Source organism: Flavobacterium luteum (assembly GCF_008806775.1).
GTDB lineage: Bacteria > Bacteroidota > Bacteroidia > Flavobacteriales > Flavobacteriaceae > Flavobacterium > Flavobacterium luteum.
The window spans coordinates 14,197-35,255 of record NZ_WAEM01000008.1 but is presented as its reverse complement, the minus strand read 5'-3'; the positions used below and the strand labels follow the sequence as shown (position 1 = coordinate 35,255).

The window sequence follows — 21,059 nt, the reverse complement described above, 5'->3', positions numbered from 1 at the left end:
TGAATAAATGTTAAATTGTTTAACTTTGTATCGATGAATAAATTGTTTTTCAGGTTGCTTGTAGTTTTAATGAGTTTATCCTTAATAGGAATAATTCTTGTGCAAGTTTATTGGTTTAACACTTCTTTCAAAAACAATGATGAGCAATTTCGATACCATGTTACTCAGGTAATTGGAAACGTTGCTGATAAGCTTCAAAAGGAAGAAGCCTATAGTTTTATTGACAAGTATAAAAAATTAAAAGATAGTATAGGTAAAGAGCCTGAAAAGAGTGATTTTCTTGAATTTGGATACTATCAGAGAGATTCTCGCACGAATGAAACGATCATTTATTCCAATAACATAGTATCAGAAGATTTTAATGTGTCTTCTTCGTTCTTTGACAAAAAAACCGACAGTATAAAAAAGCTTAAAAACTTTTCGTCAAAAAGGATTACTGAAGTATACAACAATAATGATATTGATAATTCAGGAGTTCAGCAAAAAGTAACTCCAGATATTAAAATTCAAAAATCGGATAAATTAGATATTCTTGAGAATGCTCAATTTGAAATATTTTTTAAAGATATTGCTGCTGTTAAACCTTTACAAGACAGAGTTTCTATAGAGAAACTTCAAAAACTACTTGAAATTGAGTTGAAAGAATATGAAGTTAAAACCCCTTTTGAATTTGGAATTTACAGCAATGGTTTAGCAACAAAAGTAAAATCGGATAGGTTTAAATTTAACAAAAACTCGACCTATTCCATACCTATTTTTACAGATAATGAAGGCAATAATAAATACCAATTATTGGTTAGTTTTCCTCATAAACAAAAGTTTTTATTTTCTGAATTAGTAGGGATTACATTGTTGTCAATCATTTTTACGCTCATTATAATTATTGCCTATTCTAGTGCTTTAAATCAATTAATTCGTCAGCGTCAGATTTCAGAAATTAAAACTGATTTTATAAATAATATGACTCATGAATTTAAAACACCAATTGCTACAATAAACCTAGCACTTGATGCAATAAAAAATCCTAAAGTAATTCAAGATAAAGAAAAAATAAATAGGTATTTACAAATGATTCGTGATGAGAATAAACGAATGCATGCACAAGTAGAAAACGTACTTCGGATTTCAAAATTAGAAAAAAGGGAGTTAGACATTGCCAAAGAGTCAAACAATATTCATGACATAATTGAAGATGCTATTGAGCATGTAAATTTAATAATTGAAGACAGAGACGGAACTATTACAACTCATTTACAAGCTAACAGAACGACAGTTTTGCTAAATGATGTACATTTTACAAATGTAATTGTAAATGTTTTAGATAATGCAATAAAATATTCTCCCAATGTACCCAAAATAGATATTTATACCGAAAACATAAAAGATTTCGTTATCATTAAGATTAAAGATCAAGGATCAGGAATGAGTAAAGCAGCTCAAAAAAGAATTTTTGAAAAATTCTATCGTGAGCATACAGGAGATTTACATAACGTTAAAGGGCACGGATTGGGTCTCGCTTATGTTAAAAGGATTGTAGAAGATCACAACGGCGAAATATTCGTTGAAAGTGAAAAAGGAAAAGGAAGCACGTTTATAATAAAAATACCACTAATTAACTAAATACATTATGGAAACAGACAATAAAAAAATTCTTTTAGTAGAAGATGACCAAAATTTTGGGGCAATATTAAAAGATTACTTAATGCTCAATGATTTTGATGTAACATTGGCCAAAAACGGAATGGAAGGATTTGAAAAATTTAAAAAGGATACCTATGATTTATGCATCCTTGATGTTATGATGCCTTATAAAGATGGGTATACTTTAGCAAAAGAAATAAGAGAAAAAAATAAAGAGGTGCCTATTATTTTCCTTACAGCGAAATCTATGAAAGAAGATGTGCTTAAAGGATACAAAGCAGGAGCCGATGATTATTTGAACAAACCTTTTGATTCAGAAGTTTTGTTGATGAAAATTAAAGCCATCATTCAAAGAAAAACAACCGACGTAAAAAACGATCATGTAAAATTTGAATTTCAAATCGGTAATTTTCATTTAAATTCTAAACTTCGGTTTTTAACGTTTAAAAATGAGGAGCCCATAAAGTTATCTCCTAAAGAAAATGAATTGCTTAAAATGTTGGCAGTTTATGAAGATGATTTAATGCCTAGAGAACTCGCTCTTACAAAAATTTGGCGAGACGATAACTATTTTACATCTAGAAGTATGGATGTGTATATTGCTAAACTAAGAAAATACTTAAAACCAGATCCGAATGTTGAAATTTTAAACATTCATGGTGAAGGTTTTCGATTGGTCGTAAAAAACAAAGCGGCAGTATAAATGTAATGAGGCTTCGAGAAATCGGAGCCTTTTTTATTTCCAGTTCAATTGCAAAGCAAAACAGTTTTTATCTTCCTTTGTAATGCTAAAAATAGTTTTGTTTATCGATTGACTCTCATGAAGTATTACCTCATCTTTTAAGGATAATTCTTTTAGAAAATTCATCTTAAAGCTTTCTATATTTTGATTCAGAATTTGGTTTTCATCAACAAAATCCAAACACCATTCTAGGTATTTTACATTGTTTACATGATTTACATTGTCTAAATCGGATAGCTGAACCGTTTTTTCAAAAACTATTTCTTTTTCCTCGGGAATACTAATTTTAGAAAATGGTTGCCTGGTAGCTTTATGTTCTGGATACAATTCAAAATGATTATAAGGTAAAGCTAGTTGTTCAGGTCTTCGGATTTTAGTATTAAAAACAACCCAAAAAGTTTCAGAACCAACTATCTTTTTACCATTTACATACATTTCTAAAGCACGAACAGAACGGGAATTTTCTAAAGAATTAATCCATGTTTTTACCGTTACGGTATCTTTCCATTTGGGTAATTCTGATATTTCAACTCGCATTCGGCTTAATACCCAGGCCTGATTGAATTCTTGCATATCTGAAAAACTAATACCACCAAGTTCAGAATGTGCCGCAGCCGTTAATTGCAAAAGATTGCACAAATCAGTATATTTTAGAAAACCGTTTGGTGCACATTGCGTGAAATTAATTTCCCATTCTTTAGACAATATTGATGTAAAATTTGGTGAGATAGGCATATAAATAATTATGAATTATGAATTATTCCAGTTATATAATCAATGATTTTATTTCTATCAGTTAAATAATCAAACCATTTGGTTCTCTCATTTTTTTTAAACCAAGTCAATTGTCGTTTGGAGAATTTTCGGGTATTTTTCTTGATTTCTTCAATAGCAAATTCAATAGCAAATTCGTTATCAAAAAAACTAAAAAGTTCTTTGTAACCAACTGTCTGCAATGCATTCAGCTCTTTATAAAGAAATAAGTCTTTGGCTTCAGCCAATAAACCTTCGTTTAGCATAACATCAACACGATGATTAATTCGGTTATAAATAATACTTCTTTCTGCTTCTATACCGATTAGAATAGGAGTGAAGTTTCTCTCTTTTTTTTTCTGATTGATAAATGAGGAATATGGTCTTCCAGAACCCATACATACTTCAACAAACCGCATCATTCGTTGCGGGTTTTGTAACGTTTGAGGATTTTCTACAGTTAATTTTTCAAAATAAGAAGCGTCTAAATCCCTCAATTGATTTTGTAAATAGTCAATACCTAGTTTCTCATAATCAGCTTGAATAGCCAAACGAACTTTAACATCAATTTCAGGAAATGCATCAAATCCTTTCAAAATCGCATCTACATACAATCCTGAACCGCCTACTAGAATCACAAAATCATTGGTCAAAAACAATTCATCAAGTTTAGCAATAGCTTCTTTTTCAAAATCGCCAACCGTATAATTGTCAAAAATAGATTTGTTTTGAATGAAGTGATGTTTTGCTGAATTTAATTCTTCTATACTTGGAACTGCTGTGCCAATTGTCATTTCCTTATAAAACTGTCGGCTGTCGCAAGAAATAATGTCGCATTTAAATTGATTCGCTAAAGCAATACTCAATGCTGTTTTTCCAATAGCCGTTGGTCCAACAATGGTGATGAGAAATTTAGCCATGACTAGAATTTTTTAATTTTCAAACTCTTACTTCTTCTAATATGACTTTGGATAATATTTCGAGTGTCTCGATTGTTTTGCATCGGAATAATAATATTTCTAAGGATTTCGATGTTGTTAATTTGATAATTCAAATCATAAAAGGCATATCCTTTATAAATCCCGTTTTCTATTAAAATAGCGCTACGTTCATTAATAGTTCGTCCTCTATCTATTAAAACCATATTCTGATTGTCGAAACTATTTTTGTCTATGTAGGATTGAACTCTTTCATTATAAATTAATGGAGAAATTGTACCAATACAAGCACCGTCACATTCTTTTATTTTATACTGAAAACAATCTGATTGGGTTATATATAAACCCGTTAGTTTTTGGCACAAATGATATTCTGCAGCAATTCGAAATAGTGAGTTTTTCCCTTCTTGCAGAGTCGTAAATGAAGTGATTTCTTTTTTTCGACCATCGGCTTTTTGCAATTTTAAATTCAGATAACCATTATTGTCATATTCTGAATACAAAGCCCATTGAAAAATAGTTTTGCGTTGAGCTCTATTAAGAATTGGTTTGTTGATTTTTATTTCTTCACTTTCTTTCAACAAAGCAATCAATTCGCTACCTGTTTCATCATAGGTTACGGTAAAAACTTCGGCCTGAATTTTTTTGCATTTTGTAGTCGTTCCAGTAAAATGCTGATTGATTCTTTTTTTAATATTTCGGCTTTTGCCAATATAAATCAATTCGCTTTTTTCGTTATGAATGTAATAAGTTCCCGTTTTTGAAGGCAAACTTTCAACAATATCTAATAATTTGGGAGCTATCCCTTTAACAATCTCAGTCTTGATAAGTTCTTTGAGAATCACTTTTTCTAAATCCTTATCTAAAAGCATTTTAAAGAGTTTAACCGTTGCCAATGCGTCTCCGCTGGCTCGATGTCTGTCGGCCATAGGAATTCCTAAAGCACGTACCAATTTACCTAAACTGTAGGAGGGTTGTTCAGGAATTAAAACTTTAGCCAGTTCGACTGTACAAAGCGTTTTTGCTTCAAAATTATATCCCAATCGACGAAACTCAGTACGAAGAATACGGAAGTCGAAACTTGCATTATGAGCCACAATAACACAATCTTGAGTGATTTCAATAATACGTTTGGCTACTTCAAAAAATTTAGGAGCCGAGCGTAACATGGCATTATTTATCCCTGTTAGTTTTACAACAAAAGGCTGTATTGGAATTTCAGGATTTACCAAACTAATAAATTGGTCTACAATTTCATGTCCATCATATTTGTAAATGGCAATCTCAGTAATTCCCTCTTCATTAAATTGGCCTCCGGTGGTTTCTATGTCGATTATTGCGTACAAAATCAATATTCAGTTTACATTGTTCAGTTTACAGTTTTTCTGCAAACAAATTAGCGATTTCCAAAGATACTACTTCCAATTCGAACCATAGTGCTTCCGCATTCAATTGCGAGTTTATAATCGCCAGACATTCCCATAGATAAAGTTAGAAGTTGGAAGTTAGAAGTTAGAAGTTGGTTTGTAGTATCAAAAATCGTTTTCAAATGAGTGAATTCTTTCTTGATTTGCTCTTGATTATCGGTAAAAGTAGCCATTCCCATTAAACCAACAATTCGAATGTTTTTCATTTCATGAAATGTTGCAGAATAGAGAATTTCATTCAATTCTTTTTCATTAAGACCAAATTTTGTTTCCTCTTCAGCAATATGAATTTGAAATAAGCAATCGATAATTCGGTCGTTTTTTTGTGCTTGCTTGTTAATTTCTTCTAATAATTTTAAACCGTCTACGCCATGAATTAAGCTTACGAATGGCGCCATAAATTTAACTTTATTGGTCTGAACGTGACCTATCATATGCCATTCGATATCTTTAGGCATCGCTTCCCATTTCTCAGTCATTTCTTGGATTTTGTTTTCACCAAAAATACGTTGACCAGCATCGTAGGCTTCCATTAAATCAGAAATGGGTTTGGTTTTAGAAACAGCAACGAGAGTTACATGTTCTGGTAATGCCGATTTTATGTTGAGTAGATTTTGTTTTATTGACATTTTTAAATTATCAATTATTAATTATTCATTGTTAATTTATAAGAACTGTTTCGAAATTTTCTCTGCTTTTTTACTTTCACTATAATCATAAAAGCCTTCTCCAGATTTTACTCCTAATTTTCCTGCTCGAACCATATTGACTAATAACGGACATGGCGCATATTTTGGATTTTTGAATCCGTCATACATTACGTTTAAAATTGCCAAACAAACGTCAAGTCCAATAAAATCGGCTAATTGCAATGGTCCCATCGGATGACCCATTCCGAGTTTCATAACGGTGTCGATTTCATAAACGCCAGCCACTTTGTTATAAAGCGTTTCAATGGCTTCATTAATCATGGGCATCAAAATTCTATTGGCTACAAAGCCAGGATAATCGTTGACTTCAACGGGAGTTTTTCCTAGTTTTTCCGATAAATCCATGATGATTTTAGTCACTTCGTCACTCGTATTGTATCCACGAATGATCTCGACCAATTTCATCATAGGCACTGGATTCATAAAGTGCATTCCAATAACGCGTTCAGGATGAGCAACTACTGCACCTATTTGCGTGATGGAAATAGAAGATGTATTGGTTGCCAAAATGGTATTGTGCGAACAAACTTCGTTCAGTTGCTTGAATATATTCAGTTTTAATTCAATATTTTCAGTAGCCGCTTCAACAACTAAATCGGCACCTATAACACCGTCTTTTAGGTCGGTATAGGTTATTATATTAGTGATTGTTTTAACAACATCCTCTTGAGTAATGGTGCCTTTTGCTAACATTCTGTCTAAATTAGCAGCAATGGTAGCCATTCCTTTATCTAACGATTTTTCAGAAACATCAATAAGTTTTACGGTAAATCCGCTTTGCGCAAAAGTATGTGCAATTCCGTTACCCATTGTGCCTGAACCAATTACGGCTATTGTTTTCATATTTAAAACTTATTTTTTAAAACAGTCAATAATTTGATTCGCCACTCTCAACGCATTTGTTCCTTGTTCCAAAGTTACAATTGGTGTTGTATTTCTATTAATGGCATCCGCAAAAGATTCTAATTCATCTAGAATTGCATTGTTAGGTGCAACTTCAGGATTAGCAAAATAAATTTGTTTTTTTACTCCTTCGGCATTTTGCAAAATCATATCGAAATCGCCAGGAATTTCGGGAGCATCTTTCATTTTTACAACTTCGCAAACTTTGTCAAGAAAATCAACTGAGATATAAGCATCTTTTTGAAAAAAACGAGATTTACGCATGTTTTTCATTGAAATTCGGCTTGCGGTTAAATTGGCAACACAGCCGTTTTCGAATTCTATTCTAGCATTGGCAATGTCTGGGGTATCACTAATTACAGAAACACCACTTGCATTAATATTTTTCACTTTCGAATTTACGACACTCAAAATAGCATCAATATCATGTATCATCAAATCTAAAACTACCGGAACATCAGTGCCACGCGGATTAAACTCTGCCAAGCGATGCGACTCAATAAACATTGGGTTTTCAATCATGCTTTTTGTTGCAATAAAGGCAGGATTGAAACGCTCTACATGACCTACTTGTCCTTTTACCTTATATTCTTTAGCCAAGGTGATAATTTCTTCAGCTTCGGCTACAGTATTCGAAATCGGTTTTTCAATAAAAACATGTTTGCCAGATTTGATGGCTACTTTTGCACATTTATAATGAGAAAGAGTAGGGGTAACAATATCTATGACATCAACAGCATGAATTAATTTGGCAATAGTGTCGAATTGTTTGTATCCGAATTCAGCAGCTATTTTAGCCCCATTTTCATGATTTTCATCGTAGAAGCCTACTAATTCATATTTCTCTGATTGTTGCAATAACCGCAAGTGTATTTTACCAAGATGACCGGCACCTAGAACGCCAACTTTTAACATAAAAATGATTTTGAACAAAAATAGGAATTAATTGACAATGGATAATTGATAATTGATATTTTGTTTTCTATTTTTACCAAAATAAATCAATTTAAGTTTTGAAAGACACCTCCAAACATCAAGGACTTCGTAATCAATTAGTAGCCATTTTAAAAGAAAAAGGAATAGTAGATAAAAACGTTTTGGAAGCAATAAAAATAATTCCAAGGCATTTGTTTTTAAATTCCAGTTTTGATGATTTTGCCTATCAGGACAAAGCATTTCCAATAGGAGCTGGGCAAACTATTTCGCAACCCTACACAGTTGCCTTTCAATCTCAATTATTAGAAATAAAAAAAGGACATAAAATTCTAGAAATCGGAACAGGTTCTGGGTATCAAACAGCTGTTTTGTGTGCTATGGGAGCCAATGTATATAGTGTAGAACGACAAAATGAATTGTTTAAACAGACATCCGCTTTGTTGCCTAAATTAGGGATTCGTCCCAAGCATTTGTCTTTTGGAGACGGCTATAAAGGCTTGCCGAATCATGCTCCTTTTGACAGTATAATTGTTACCGCTGGTGCACCAATAATTCCAAAACCATTAATGGCACAATTAAAAATAGGAGGACGGTTGGTTATTCCTTTAGGGGAAGATGTTCAAGTGATGACGGTTTTAATTCGCAAAAATGAAACCCAATTTGAGAAACATGAATTTGGTGAATTCCGTTTTGTTCCATTATTAGGTAATAAAAATTAACACTTGTTTTTGATTTACTATATCGTTTTATTTCTATTTTTGGTCTTTAAATCCCTTTAAATTAAATCTTTATAACTACATGAAAAATATTTACACATTACTTTTAGTTACTTTTAGTTTGTTAGTCTCGGCTCAAACAGTAACTACGGTTCCAGCTATCATTACGGATGATTATACGGGTATAATAACCATTACTTATGATCCAGCGTCTAGTGCTATGGCCACAGCCACTAATTGTTATGCACACACTGGCGTAACAATTGCCGGAAATAAGTGGCAATGTACTCCAGCATGGAGAAGCAGTTTGCCAAAACATAAATTAGTGAAAAACGGAACCAAGTGGGTATTGACCATAGATAATATGTATACTTACTATGGTTGTGCTGGTATTTATCAAGGTTTAAATTTAGTTTTTAATGATGGGCTTGGCGGAACAAAGGAAGGAAAAAATCCCACAGATTCGGAGGGTAATTTCTTTGTAAAAATTTTTCCTGCAGGAGAATTGAGTGTTAAGTTTTCGGCTATTTCTTCTTCGGGAGCTATAAGTCCAGGAAGTACCGTTACTTTTTCTGCAGATGCAACTAGTAGTTCTGAGTTAACAATTAAAAAAAATGGAGTTGCAGTAAAAACGGAAAGCAATAGCAATACTATTACTCATAGCGAAGTGTTAAATGCAGTAGGAGATTACGTTTTTACTGTTGAGGCAGTTTCAGGAATAAAAACCGCTTCAGATTCTCGTTCGGTTGCCATTATTTCTAGTTCAGAAAATCAACCACGGCCGTCAGGATTAGTTGGAGGTATTACTTATAATTCTTCAGATAATACGAAAGCGCATTTGTGTTTGTATGCTAAAGATAGAAATAATGTTTTACCAGACAACGTTTTTGTAGTTGGAGATTTTAATAATTGGGGTATTTCAAATGCCTATCAATTAAAAAGAGACGGAGATACTGGTTATTGGTGGATTGAACTTTCTGGTTTACAACCTGGAGTTGAATATGCTTTTCAATATGCCGTAAAAATTGGAAATAAAATGGTTAAAGTAAGTGATCCTTATTCTGAAAAAGTATTAAACCCTGACGACCAATGGGAACCTAAAAAACAATATCCAAATTTAAAGCTATATCCATCACTTGGAGATGGTTATGTGTCAGTATTACAAACCAATAAACCTAAATTTAATTGGAGCTCTCAAACTCAAAATTTTGTTAAACCAAACAAGAATAACTTGGTTATTTATGAATTATGGGTACACGATTTTTCATCAACACGTAGTTTTAATGCTATATCTGATCGATTGAGTTATCTTCAAAATTTGGGAGTAAATGCTATTCAGATTATGCCAATAACTGAGTTTGATGGAAATATAAGTTGGGGTTATAATCCAAATCATTATTTTGCTGTTGATAAATCTTATGGAACAGAAAATGACCTAAAAAAGTTAATAGACGAGTGCCACAAAAGAGGAATTGCTGTTATTTTAGATATGGTTTTTAATCACGTAACTGGTTCTGCACCACAAGCAAAAATGTATTGGGGAACTAATTCTATAGCTACTAATAATCCATGGTTCAATCAGATAGCTCCACATGGAGCAAGTGTTAATCAAGATTATGACCATAATTTTCCACAAACACGTGAAATGTTTAAGCGAGCTCTTAAATATTGGATTGATGAATATAAAGTAGACGGCTACCGTATGGATATTTCACATGGTTTTTGCGGTATAAATTGTAGTAATCGTACTGAAATTATGTTTGATTATTATAATAATGGTGTAAAAGCAGGAAATCCAGATGCCTATTTTATTTTAGAACATTGGGAGCAAACAGCAGGCGAAAGAGAAAATTATATCAATAATGGTATGATGTGTCATTTAAACAACACTAAGAGCTATGAGCAAACTGCAATGGGATGGTTAAAGGACGGAGATGATTTAAATAGCTCTAATCAAGATGGGTTTTTAACCTATTGCGAAAGTCATGACGAAGAAAGAAATATGTATAAAGCAAAAGCTTTTGGTAATGGCCCTACTGTAAAATCTGAAGCAGGGCGATGTTTTCGCGCTCCTTTGAATACTGCTTTTAACGTATTGCTAAATGGTTCTCACATGATGTGGATGTTTCAGGAGTTAGGTTATGACTATAGTATTTTTAGTAATTCAACAGGTGCTACTGGGAATAGAACTGATCCAAAGCCAATTCCAGAAAGTTTAAATTGGTATACCAATTCAACACGAATGGATTCTTATCAAAAAATTGGTCAATTGATTCAATTAAGAACTAGAATATTGCCTAACTTATTTTCTGGAAATCCTACAAGTTCGGACTTAGGTAGTGGTAAGTCTGCGAGAAGCGTGATTTGGGGTTCTGGAAACGAGCGTGTTTTTGTTGTAGGTAATTTTAATGCTCCAACTGATGGACAAACTTTTACAGGACCAGTAAATATTACTTTACCAGCTGGAAGTGATTGGTATGATTATTTAGCGAATGGAAATGTTTCAATATCTTCAGGAACAAATGTATCCTTACAGCCAGGAGAGTTAAAAATTTACACTGCAACTCGATATACTTTGCCTACAGTATCCAATTCCTATTCTGATTTTACTCTAGGTATAAATGAAATGAATAAGGACGAAGTAGTATGTAATGTATTTCCAACATTAGTAGATGCAACAATGACATTAGATACTAAGGAATCGATTAAAGATATCAAAGTAATTGGCATTAACGGAGTTACTTTTTCACCTATTTTGAATTATAATGTAATTGATGTTTCTAAAGTCAATTCAGGTCTTTATTTGTTGCACATTACTTTTAATAACAATAAAACGAAGACAGTTAAATTTTTTAAGAAGTAAGGAATACTTTTTTATAAAAAATGATTTAGTTTTATTGGTAAGAAAAAATAATAAACATACATTTGCATATTATTAAGAAAAAATCAGGAAAACATGTTTGAATTTTCACAGTATTTAGGCTTTTTACTTTTTTTAACCGTTCTGTCTATAGGATTTTGGTTAATGTTTTTTCTAGTTGCTTTTGTCCAGTATTGGGTGGGAGGAGCTTTGTATGAAATGTATAAAGAAAGAAAAGCTAAGAAAAATCAATCTGTTTAATAGATTGATAAAAGAGGCTGTCTATTAGACAGCCTCTTTTTTTATTTTTCTTTTAAAATGTGATTTAGAAATTTGTTTTTTGTTCAGGAATTTGCTGGCTTAAGCAATGTAAGGTTCCGAATCCCCATATTAAGTCTATAGCGCTTATTCCTATAATTTCTCTTTTTGGAAAGCAATCAGCAATTATATTTAATGCAATCCTATCATTTGCATCATTAAATGTGGGAACTAAAACGCAGTTGTTTAAAATTAAAAAATTAGCATAACTAGCAGGAATTCGCAATCCACCAAATTCTAATCGTTTGGGCATAGGTAATGTTACAATTTTAGGAGACAAACCATTTTCTAAGGTAGCATTTTGTAAAATCTTTAAATTTTCCTGTAAAGGCATGTAATTATTGTCATTCGGGTCAGATTCTACAACGGTAACAATAGTATCTTCATTAACAAATCGGCATAAATCATCAATATGACCGTGTGTATCATCACCTTCAATTCCGTCTTTTAACCAAATTACATTAGTAATGCCTAAATACTCCTTAAATATTACTTCATAATCGGCTTTAGTAAATCCGGGATTTCTGACTTGTACACTTGGATGCATCAAACATTCTTCGGATGTGAGTAAAGTTCCTTTTCCATTAACGTCAATGGCACCACCTTCTACAATTACTGGTTTGCCTTTATATTTAACTTGAGTTAATGGAATTTTTAAAAAATCGGCAACTTTATTCGGAACATGTTTGTCTAGTTGGAAGTTTTTATATTTTGCCCAACCATTAAAGTTAAAATTTAAGGCTTCTCTTTTGGTACCATTTTTTACAAGTATAGGTCCCGAGTCACGCATCCAACTTCTATTGGTTTTATGTATGATGAAAGAAACATTTTCAACGATAACATGTGCCGTTTGGAGCATCTCTATAACTTTTCCTTTTAATTTTTCATCAGCCACAACCAGAAAAACCTGCTCGAAATTAGCCGCTTTCTTAATAAATTCTACAAATGCCCATTGTATGGCTTCGTATTTTCCTGGCCAATCATTACCATTATGAGGAAAGCAAAGCAAAATTCCTTGTTGTTTTTCCCATTCTGCTGGAAATCGTCTATTATTAGTAGTACTCATGATTAATCGATAGCTCTTTTTGTAATATCTCCATAAGCATCGATGCGTCGGTCTCTAAAAAACGGCCAGTTCTGGCGTACATTTTCTTGTAAGTCTAAATCGACTTCTGCTATCAGAATCTCTTCTTTATCAGTAGATGCTTGTGCTAAAATCTCTCCTTGTGGACCGGCAATAAAAGAAGATCCCCAAAATTGAATACCAGCAGTACCTTCAATATATTGTTCTAAACCAATTCTATTTGCCGCAGCAACATATACACCATTAGCAACAGCGTGACCTTTCATGACATTCATCCAAGCACCTTGTTGGTTTTCTCCGTATTGTTCTTTCTCAAGTGGATGCCAACCAATTGCTGTTGGGTAAAACAAAACTTCAGCACCTTGTAAAGCTGTTAAACGAGCTGCTTCGGGATACCATTGATCCCAACAAATCAGAGTTCCTATTTTTCCTTTTTGTGTTGGTATAGTTTTGAAACCTAAATCTCCTGGAGTAAAATAGAATTTTTCATAGAAATGGGGATCGTCAGGAATATGCATTTTGCGGTACAATCCTGCTTCAGAGCCATCTGTGTCAATGATGTAAGCACTATTGTGGTAAATTCCAGCCATTCTTTTTTCAAAGAAAGGAACGATAATAACAACTCCCAATTCTTTAGCCAAAGCGCTAAAAGCAATAAATGAAGTGCTGTACAATGGTTCTGCCAAGGCAAAATTATTCACATCTTCGCTTTGACAAAAATAGTGGCTGCTGTACAATTCTGGTAACGAAATCACCTCGGCGCCTTGACTGGCCGCATCGCGCACCCAAGACAAACATTTTTTCAGATTGTTTTCGGCAACATCATTTAGGTTCAATTGTATAACAGCTATTTTGTATTTCTTATTTGGCATGACAAAAATTTAGACTGCAAAAATAGGAATTTTTATAAAGAATAGAAGTAATGAGAAATGGAAAACTTGGATTTAAAGTTAAATTCTTCTTTCAATCATTTTATGAAACTCATTTTTTTTCAAATTTTTTTAAACATTTTTTTGAAAAGATTTACCACTACCAAAACAATTCCTCCAAAAAGAAGCCCGAAACCAAATTCTCTAATAATAGAAGGCCATTGTGGGAATAAGTGATGCAAAAATTCAATTTTATGAATAAAAATACCGCCCGCTACAAGGAGCAAGGCGATAGTACCAATAACAGCTAAACTTTTTATAATCTTTGGCAAGGCTTGCACCAATATGTTTCCGACTGTTTTTGATAAACTACTTTCCTTGGAACTCAATGCAATAAGTTTGAAACCTAGTTCGTCCATTCGCACAATGAGAGCCACAATACCGTAAACACCTACGGTTGCTATTATTGAAACTATTGAAACAACAGCAATCTGTGAGCTTATGGGTTCGTCTATTACGGTGCCCAAAGCAATAATTACAATTTCAACCGAAAGAATAAAATCGGTTACTATGGCCGACTTTATTTTATCTTTTTCAAGAGATAAAATTTCTTCTTCGGTAAAATCTTGTACGATAATTTCGGTTGCGACGTGCTTGTGCGGAAAGAAGTATTCATATATTTTTTCTGCCCCTTCATATGCTAAGAAAAGACCTCCAAGCACTAATATAATTGTAATTGCCAAAGGTAAAAAAGCACTAAGTAAAAAAGCTACTGGTAAAATAATCAATTTATTAAGGAAAGATCCCTTTGTAATTGCCCATAAAACTGGGAGTTCTCTATTTGAAACAAATCCAGATGCTTTCTCGGCATTTACTGCCAAATCATCTCCCAATATTCCTGCAGTTTTTTTGGTTGCAATTTTACTCATTGCTGCAACATCATCCATAATTGCTGCGATATCATCTAAGAGTGCGAAAAAACCTGATGCCATAAAAATTTATTATATTACCTAATTGCTGTTTTTATATTTTTAGGCGAAGGTACTAAATAATGTTTTTTTAATAACAACATCTTCGTTCGATAAACGAGAATATTTCTTATTTATCCGAGCAATCGGGTAGAAGTCGGGAGACTTCGCACAGCTCCACCGCTTTTGTGGAACACATCGAAGAGCTGGGTTCACAATAGTTTGCGCAGTTTTGCATACGATAGAAAGTGAACAGCGAAATAATTTTGCGCTTACTTTAATGGGAAGATTTAGTATATCATCAAGAAATCGGGATATTTTCATAACTATTACATTATACAACAAATATAATCCAAAAAATAAGTTTCTAAAGTTGTTGTAGAATCTTATATAGTGCTTATGGAGTTGGGAGACTTAGTCTTTACTTTGTTTTTTGAAAAAAAAAAAAAACACTGGCTTTTCAATCAGTGTTTTTTATAAAATTATAATTGCATTTTATTAGTGTACCAATTCGCTCTGGTTCCTAAACACCAATTTTCCATCAAAAGCATCCAACAAGATAATGCTGTCCGCGGTAACTTTTCCGGCCAAGATTTCTCTTGATAATTGGTTCAGAACGTCTCTTTGTATTACCCTTTTTACGGGTCGAGCACCAAACTGCGGATCATACCCTTTTTCAGATAAATAGGCAATGGCTTCTGGCGTGGCATCCATCGTGATGCCTTGTTGTGCCAGCATTTTGGTCACTGATTTCAGTTGCAAGCCCACAATTTGGGCAATATTTGCATTGGTCAAAGGCGTGAACATCACGATTTCGTCAATACGATTGATGAATTCCGGGCGAACGGTTTGTTTCAACAAGCCCAAAACTTCCACTTTTGCGGCTTCGGTGGTGGCTTCGATACTTCCTTTCAGATTGTCGAATTTATCCTGAATAATCTGGCTTCCCATATTCGAAGTCATAATAATAATCGTGTTTTTGAAATCTGCCAAACGTCCTTTGTTGTCTGTCAAACGTCCTTCGTCTAAGACCTGCAACAAGATGTTGAAGGTGTCTGGATGGGCTTTTTCGATTTCGTCCAAGAGAATCACGGAATACGGTTTTCTACGCACTGCTTCAGTCAATTGTCCGCCTTCGTCATAACCCACATATCCCGGAGGCGCACCAACCAAACGGCTTACGCTGTGGCGTTCTTGGTATTCGCTCATGTCGATTCGGGTCATCGCGTTTTCATCATCGAAAAGGTATTCGGCTAAAGCTTTGGCCAATTCGGTTTTCCCCACTCCTGTAGTACCTAAGAAAAGGAAGGTTCCCACGGGTTTTTTCATATCCTGCAATCCTGCACGACTTCTACGAACGGCATCGCTCACGGCTTCGATGGCTTCTTCTTGACCCACGACGCGTTTGTGCAATTCGTCTTCTAGTTTCAAGAGTTTTTCTCTCTCGCCTTGCAGCATTTTCATCACAGGAATTCCTGTCCATTTGGCTACAACTTCGGCAATGTCTTCACGGGTCACTTCTTCTTTGATTAAGGAAGTTCCCGATTGATTTTCGGCTAGTTTTTTTTGAAATGCATCCAATCGTTCTTGAGCTTCTTTTATTTTTCCGTAACGAATTTCGGCAACTTTTCCATAATCACCTTCTCGTTCGGCACGTTCGGCTTCGTATTTAAAGTCTTCGATTTCGGTTTTTACGGCTTGTATATTATCGACCACATCTTTCTCTGATTTCCATTTGGTAAAGATTTCGTTTCGGTCGTCTTTTAGGTTGGCCAAATCCATTCCTAGATTTTTAAGTTTGCTCTCGTCTTTCTCCCGTTTAATGGCTTCAATCTCGATTTCCAATTGCATTATTTTTCGATCTAAAACGTCCAATTCTTCAGGTTTCGAATTAATTTCCATGCGGATTTTAGATGCGGCTTCGTCCATTAAATCGATTGCTTTATCTGGCAAAAATCGATTGGTAATATACCTTTGCGATAATTCGACAGCCGCAATAATGGCTTCGTCTTTTATCTGTACTTTGTGGTGTGTTTCGTATTTTTCCTTGATGCCTCGAAGGATGGAAATCGCACTTTCGGTATCGGGTTCCTCAATCATTATTTTTTGGAAACGACGTTCGAGTGCCTTGTCTTTTTCGAAATATTTTTGGTATTCGTCCAATGTGGTTGCACCAATGGCACGCAATTCGCCACGGGCCAAAGCTGGTTTCAGGATATTGGCCGCATCCATCGCGCCTTCGCCACCACCAGCACCAACAAGCGTGTGGATTTCGTCTATGAACAACACAATATCACCTTCGGCAGCGGTCACTTCTTTCACGACCGATTTTAGTCGTTCTTCGAATTCTCCTTTGTATTTGGCTCCAGCAATTAGTGCACCCATGTCAAGAGAAAAAACGATTTTGTCTTTCAGGTTTTCGGGAACATCGCCATCTACAATTCGGTGTGCCAATCCTTCGGCAATGGCGGTTTTACCAACTCCAGGTTCACCCACAAGCATCGGATTATTTTTGGTTCGACGCGTCAAAATTTGCAAAACCCGACGAATTTCTTCGTCACGACCAATTACAGGATCGAGTTTGCCAGTTTTCGCTAATTCGTTGAGGTTTTTGGCGTATTTGTTCAAGGAATTATAAGTTTCCTCTGCTGAAGCTGAAGTAACTCTTTCGCCTTTTCGGAGTTCGTCGATAGCGGCTTTCAATCCCTTTTCGGTAACGCCTTGGTCTTTTAATATTTGGGCAACCTTGCTCTTGGAACCAAAAATAGCCAGAATTAAATGCTCGATGGAAACGAACTCGTCGTTCATTTTTTTGGCGATGATTTCCGATTCGTTAAGCATCGTATTTGCCGTTCTTGAAAGCATGATTTCGCCACCAGAAACTTTCGGAAAGCTCTGAATAGTGCTGTCTAATATTTGTTCAAATAACGGAACATTTACATTTAGTTTTTTCAAAATAAAAGGAGCCACGTTTTCATCGACTTCAAAAATCGCCTTAAAAATGTGTTCGTTTTCTATTTGTTGTTGTCCATAACTCTGAGCCAATTGTTGAGAAAGCTGAATGGCTTCCTGCGATTTGATGGTAAATTTATTAATATTCATTTTACTTTTAATTTAAAGTTGAATGTTTGATATGCTATTAAACGTGCTTGTTTAAGTTTTAAGTTGTTGTACCTTTGTCAAATAATCGTCAAATCTTATTCCACCATTAAAGTTACGACAAAATGACTGATAAGTAGGTGTTTGTGAAAGACAAATTGACTTAAAAAAAGACAAAATGAGTGTATTTTCAAATATTTTCGGGAGTTCCGACAAACAAGATAATTCGAAGAGCAAAATCAATTGGATAAACTTGACTGATTTGGGTCAGTTGAATGAAATTATAAGTTCTTCAAATGAAAAACCCGTAGTGATTTTCAAACACAGTACCCGCTGTAGCGTAAGTCGAATGGTATTGAAACAATTTGAAAACGAGTTCGATTTAGACGATGAAGTAGATGCTTATTTTTTGGATTTATTGGAACACAGAGCTATTTCAAATGAAATTGCTTCTCGTTTTGGAGTGTACCATCAATCGCCACAATTGCTTTTGATTAAAGATGGAAAATCAGTTTATGATGTTTCCCACAGTGATATTGATGCTGGGGAATTGAAAGGGAAGTTATAGATTTTTTACAAACAAATTTCCGCAACATTTTTTATAATCCTTTCCAAAAGTTTTTTGTTTGTCTTGTAATTGTATATTAGTCACATACAAAATATTTAGATTCGGACAAAAGTTTATCTATATGGTATCAAAATCAAATATCCATCTTCAGCATCATTATGTCTAAATCGGTCGTTTTTTAAAGCGTTGGTGTTCATATTTAGAATAACTGTACTATTAAGTTCGCCTGTTGTTTCAATTATAACATTTTGGAAAACAGGAAATAATCCTCCATCATTAAAAATGAAACTATCAGAAACTTTTGAAAGTGTAAATTTATATTTTTCCCCTTCGTTTATTGAATAATATTCAGCATCAAAATAATACAAGTCTTCACTGCTCCCTTTGAACTTAAAAGGTGAATTTTCCGTGAGAAATTTATATAATTGTTCTATTGTCATTCTAGATAGATTGTATAATTATTTTATTCATTTTACATTTCTAATTGCAATATTCTTTAATATCCTCAAAGACATTTTCATAACCTAATTCTCCAGCTTTTCTCCAATCCATACAAGCATTATCTTTTTGACCAAGAGCCATTTTTGCTTGACCTCTATTGTAAAAAGCCAAACCGTCTTCAGGATGAATTTCAATAAGTTTGTCAAAATCGGCGATTGCACCTTTGTAATCCTTTAATATCATTTTCGAATGACCTCTATTTCCATATGCTTGAAAATCATTAGGGTCTAATTCAATTGCTTTGTTGAAATCGGCTATAGCACCTATCTCGTCTTTTAATTCTTTTTTAGAACAACCTCTGGAAAAATATATTATAGCTAAGTCATCTTTACCATCCCATACTTGAATAGCTTTAGTGAAGTCAATTATAGATCCTTTGAAGTCTTCTAAATCTGCTTTAGACCATCCTCTGTTTACATAAGCCATTTTAAAATCTGGGTTTAACTTAATAGATTTAGTAAAATCAATAATTGCTCCGTTATTGTCTCCCATAACGGATTTCAAAACACCTCTTAGCCAATAACACCTAAAGAAATTAGGATTTATATCAATAGCTTTATTATAATCTGTCATAGCCCCATTATAGTCCTCTAATTCTTGTTTCGAATTTCCACTATCACAATATGCTCTTCCTTCTTTCGTACCTGAATCAATAATTTTAATAGAATTATCTAACAATGTTAGTGCACCACTATTAGGGTCAAATTGAAATTTTCCAAGTTTTGCCATTGCTGATTGACCTAATAATAAAGGCGCATTTAATTCGTGAACTACTTGTGCTTCAACATTATTTAAAATTATACCTGAAAACTCTAATTTTCTAATATTTATTATCGTGCCCACACTAACATTACCCGTTGCGTCTTGAAAATTTGCGCTACCAATAATATCTTTCTTTGTTAAATATCCATTCTTAAATAGAAAATTAGCTTCTGTTAAAGATATTGAAACATTACTTGCACCAGTATCAAAAATGAATTTTAACCCTATTCCATTTACTGAACACGGAATGGAATAAACTCCTCCTTCTTTTTTCATATTTATGGTTGTCTGTCCATATGAAATTTGACTTTTCCCAAAAAGGAGTATTGTGGTTAAAAGGATATAGGTTAATATATTTTTCATATTTATTGTATTTAATATTTGTAGTAATTACTCAATGTGATTAAAATTCTTTAACTGTTTGATTTTAATAAACTAACTTTTGTTAAATTTTGAACACTTAATTGTCAAATAATGCAGATTTTTTTTATATAAATATATTATTTATCTTGTATATTATTAAACAAAAAAAAATGAATAAATGATAGAAAAAGAACTTTCGGAATATTTGACAAATATAGAGAAAATAGAAGGGGATATAATTTCTTATGAAGAAAAAATATTCAAGAGCGAGTCAGAGAAATGCCTTTTTGATACATTTTGTATTGCACAATTAAATAGAAGTTTAAATTTGGTGGATGCTTTTGTCACACTAGCAAAAATAGATAATTATATTGTTGCAATGGCTCTTGTCAGGCTTCATTTAGATACATTATTGAGGCTTTATGCAATCAGACTAACAAGGCTAGACGTAAACCAAGTTGTTGAAGAAATTTTAAATGGAAAATCGATTAATAAATTAAAAGATGGAACTAATAAAAAACCATTGACAGATTCATATCTAAAAGAGAAAATTTCTGAAATGGAAAATTTTATTTGGGTGAAAGAAACGTACGAAAAGTCAAGCGGATTTGTTCATTTTTCAGATAATATTTTAAGAGCTTCTAATCTTGGAGATACTTCAAATATGTCGCTAAAACATTCAATTAAATTGGGTAGTAGTTTAATAAATGGTTTTGATAAAAAAGTAGCTTGTGTGCAAATGATTAAAATTACTGAAGGAATTTTTGGTTTAATTAATAATTGGATTGATCTAAAAGAGAAATGATTTGCAGTAGTAAATTATCAATGATGTAATATATAGATTTATTTAGAAAACCGAAAATTAGCAAATTATGTATATCAACATAATCTGCGAATCTGC

Annotated in this window: 19 protein-coding genes; 7 read left to right on the top strand and 12 right to left on the bottom strand. The window is 33.4% G+C overall.

Going from position 1 to position 21,059, the window contains the following annotated elements:
* Positions 1 to 33 precede the first annotated feature (33 nt).
* Together F6464_RS12685 and F6464_RS12680 are read left to right on the top strand one after the other, a co-directional pair.
* On the top strand, positions 34 to 1,620 hold the full coding sequence (locus tag F6464_RS12685; RefSeq protein ID WP_151108322.1) for a sensor histidine kinase: 1,587 nt from the start codon (positions 34 to 36) through the stop codon (positions 1,618 to 1,620).
* Positions 1,621 to 1,627: 7 nt separating this feature from the next.
* Entirely contained in the window at positions 1,628 to 2,344 is a 717-nt protein-coding gene (locus tag F6464_RS12680; protein WP_151108321.1) for a response regulator transcription factor, read from the top strand.
* A 33-nt stretch (positions 2,345 to 2,377) separates the two neighbouring features.
* Here F6464_RS12680 and F6464_RS12675 read toward each other — a convergent pair whose 3' ends face one another.
* Genes F6464_RS12675 through F6464_RS12650 form a run of 6 tightly spaced genes read right to left on the bottom strand, consistent with a single transcriptional unit; the run spans position 2,378 to position 8,029 of the window.
* Entirely contained in the window at positions 2,378 to 3,118 is a 741-nt protein-coding gene (locus tag F6464_RS12675) for an acyl-[acyl-carrier-protein] thioesterase (protein WP_151108320.1), read from the bottom strand.
* Positions 3,119 to 3,126: 8 nt separating this feature from the next.
* Complete coding sequence (gene miaA, locus F6464_RS12670; RefSeq protein ID WP_151108319.1) at positions 3,127 to 4,056, bottom strand: tRNA (adenosine(37)-N6)-dimethylallyltransferase MiaA; 930 nt, start codon at positions 4,054 to 4,056, stop codon at positions 3,127 to 3,129.
* Positions 4,057 to 4,058: 2 nt separating this feature from the next.
* Positions 4,059 to 5,420, bottom strand: a complete 1,362-nt coding sequence (locus F6464_RS12665) for an exonuclease domain-containing protein (protein ID WP_151108318.1) — start codon at positions 5,418 to 5,420, stop codon at positions 4,059 to 4,061.
* Positions 5,421 to 5,470: 50 nt separating this feature from the next.
* Positions 5,471 to 6,130 (bottom strand): YggS family pyridoxal phosphate-dependent enzyme, encoded by a 660-nt coding sequence (locus F6464_RS12660; protein ID WP_151108317.1) that lies wholly within the window; start codon positions 6,128 to 6,130, stop codon positions 5,471 to 5,473.
* 36 nt (positions 6,131 to 6,166) lie between these two features.
* Complete coding sequence (locus F6464_RS12655; RefSeq protein ID WP_151108316.1) at positions 6,167 to 7,054, bottom strand: 3-hydroxyacyl-CoA dehydrogenase family protein; 888 nt, start codon at positions 7,052 to 7,054, stop codon at positions 6,167 to 6,169.
* A gap of 9 nt (positions 7,055 to 7,063) precedes the next feature.
* Positions 7,064 to 8,029: a Gfo/Idh/MocA family protein gene (locus F6464_RS12650; protein ID WP_151108315.1), complete on the bottom strand. Its 966-nt coding sequence runs from the start codon at positions 8,027 to 8,029 to the stop codon at positions 7,064 to 7,066.
* Positions 8,030 to 8,127: 98 nt separating this feature from the next.
* On the opposite strand from F6464_RS12650, the gene F6464_RS12645 reads away from it, so the two are divergent.
* The 3 genes from F6464_RS12645 to F6464_RS14540 all read left to right on the top strand — a co-directional run bounded on the left by F6464_RS12645 (position 8,128) and on the right by F6464_RS14540 (position 11,887).
* The gene (locus F6464_RS12645; RefSeq protein ID WP_151108314.1) at positions 8,128 to 8,769 is read left to right on the top strand and encodes a protein-L-isoaspartate(D-aspartate) O-methyltransferase; all 642 of its coding nucleotides are present in this window, start codon (positions 8,128 to 8,130) and stop codon (positions 8,767 to 8,769) included.
* 79 nt (positions 8,770 to 8,848) lie between these two features.
* Positions 8,849 to 11,629: an alpha-amylase family glycosyl hydrolase gene (locus F6464_RS12640; RefSeq protein WP_151108313.1), complete on the top strand. Its 2,781-nt coding sequence runs from the start codon at positions 8,849 to 8,851 to the stop codon at positions 11,627 to 11,629.
* 93 nt (positions 11,630 to 11,722) lie between these two features.
* On the top strand, positions 11,723 to 11,887 hold the full coding sequence (locus tag F6464_RS14540) for a hypothetical protein (protein WP_191963387.1): 165 nt from the start codon (positions 11,723 to 11,725) through the stop codon (positions 11,885 to 11,887).
* A gap of 64 nt (positions 11,888 to 11,951) precedes the next feature.
* On the opposite strand, the gene F6464_RS12635 is transcribed toward F6464_RS14540, so the two are convergent.
* The 4 genes from F6464_RS12635 to clpB all read right to left on the bottom strand — a co-directional run bounded on the left by F6464_RS12635 (position 11,952) and on the right by clpB (position 17,967).
* Positions 11,952 to 13,010 (bottom strand): agmatine deiminase family protein, encoded by a 1,059-nt coding sequence (locus F6464_RS12635; protein WP_151108312.1) that lies wholly within the window; start codon positions 13,008 to 13,010, stop codon positions 11,952 to 11,954.
* A 2-nt stretch (positions 13,011 to 13,012) separates the two neighbouring features.
* Positions 13,013 to 13,900, bottom strand: coding sequence for a carbon-nitrogen hydrolase (locus tag F6464_RS12630; RefSeq protein WP_151108311.1), 888 nt, complete (start codon positions 13,898 to 13,900; stop codon positions 13,013 to 13,015).
* 119 nt (positions 13,901 to 14,019) lie between these two features.
* Positions 14,020 to 14,889 carry a DUF808 domain-containing protein gene (locus tag F6464_RS12625; RefSeq protein WP_151108310.1) on the bottom strand — a complete coding sequence of 290 codons (870 nt, stop codon included), beginning with the start codon at positions 14,887 to 14,889 and terminating at the stop codon, positions 14,020 to 14,022.
* A 474-nt stretch (positions 14,890 to 15,363) separates the two neighbouring features.
* Positions 15,364 to 17,967 carry an ATP-dependent chaperone ClpB gene (gene clpB / locus F6464_RS12620; protein ID WP_151108309.1) on the bottom strand — a complete coding sequence of 868 codons (2,604 nt, stop codon included), beginning with the start codon at positions 17,965 to 17,967 and terminating at the stop codon, positions 15,364 to 15,366.
* 175 nt (positions 17,968 to 18,142) lie between these two features.
* Between clpB and ytxJ the strand changes: the two genes are divergently transcribed.
* The gene (gene ytxJ / locus F6464_RS12615) at positions 18,143 to 18,532 is read left to right on the top strand and encodes a bacillithiol system redox-active protein YtxJ (protein ID WP_151108308.1); all 390 of its coding nucleotides are present in this window, start codon (positions 18,143 to 18,145) and stop codon (positions 18,530 to 18,532) included.
* Positions 18,533 to 18,645: 113 nt separating this feature from the next.
* On the opposite strand, the gene F6464_RS12610 is transcribed toward ytxJ, so the two are convergent.
* Positions 18,646 to 18,972: a hypothetical protein gene (locus F6464_RS12610; protein WP_151108307.1), complete on the bottom strand. Its 327-nt coding sequence runs from the start codon at positions 18,970 to 18,972 to the stop codon at positions 18,646 to 18,648.
* Between the two features lie 40 nt (positions 18,973 to 19,012).
* Complete coding sequence (locus tag F6464_RS12605; protein WP_151108306.1) at positions 19,013 to 20,158, bottom strand: tetratricopeptide repeat protein; 1,146 nt, start codon at positions 20,156 to 20,158, stop codon at positions 19,013 to 19,015.
* 178 nt (positions 20,159 to 20,336) lie between these two features.
* Here F6464_RS12605 and F6464_RS12600 point away from each other — a divergent pair, with 178 nt between their 5' ends.
* Positions 20,337 to 20,963, top strand: a complete 627-nt coding sequence (locus F6464_RS12600; protein ID WP_151108305.1) for a hypothetical protein — start codon at positions 20,337 to 20,339, stop codon at positions 20,961 to 20,963.
* Positions 20,964 to 21,059 lie beyond the last annotated feature (96 nt).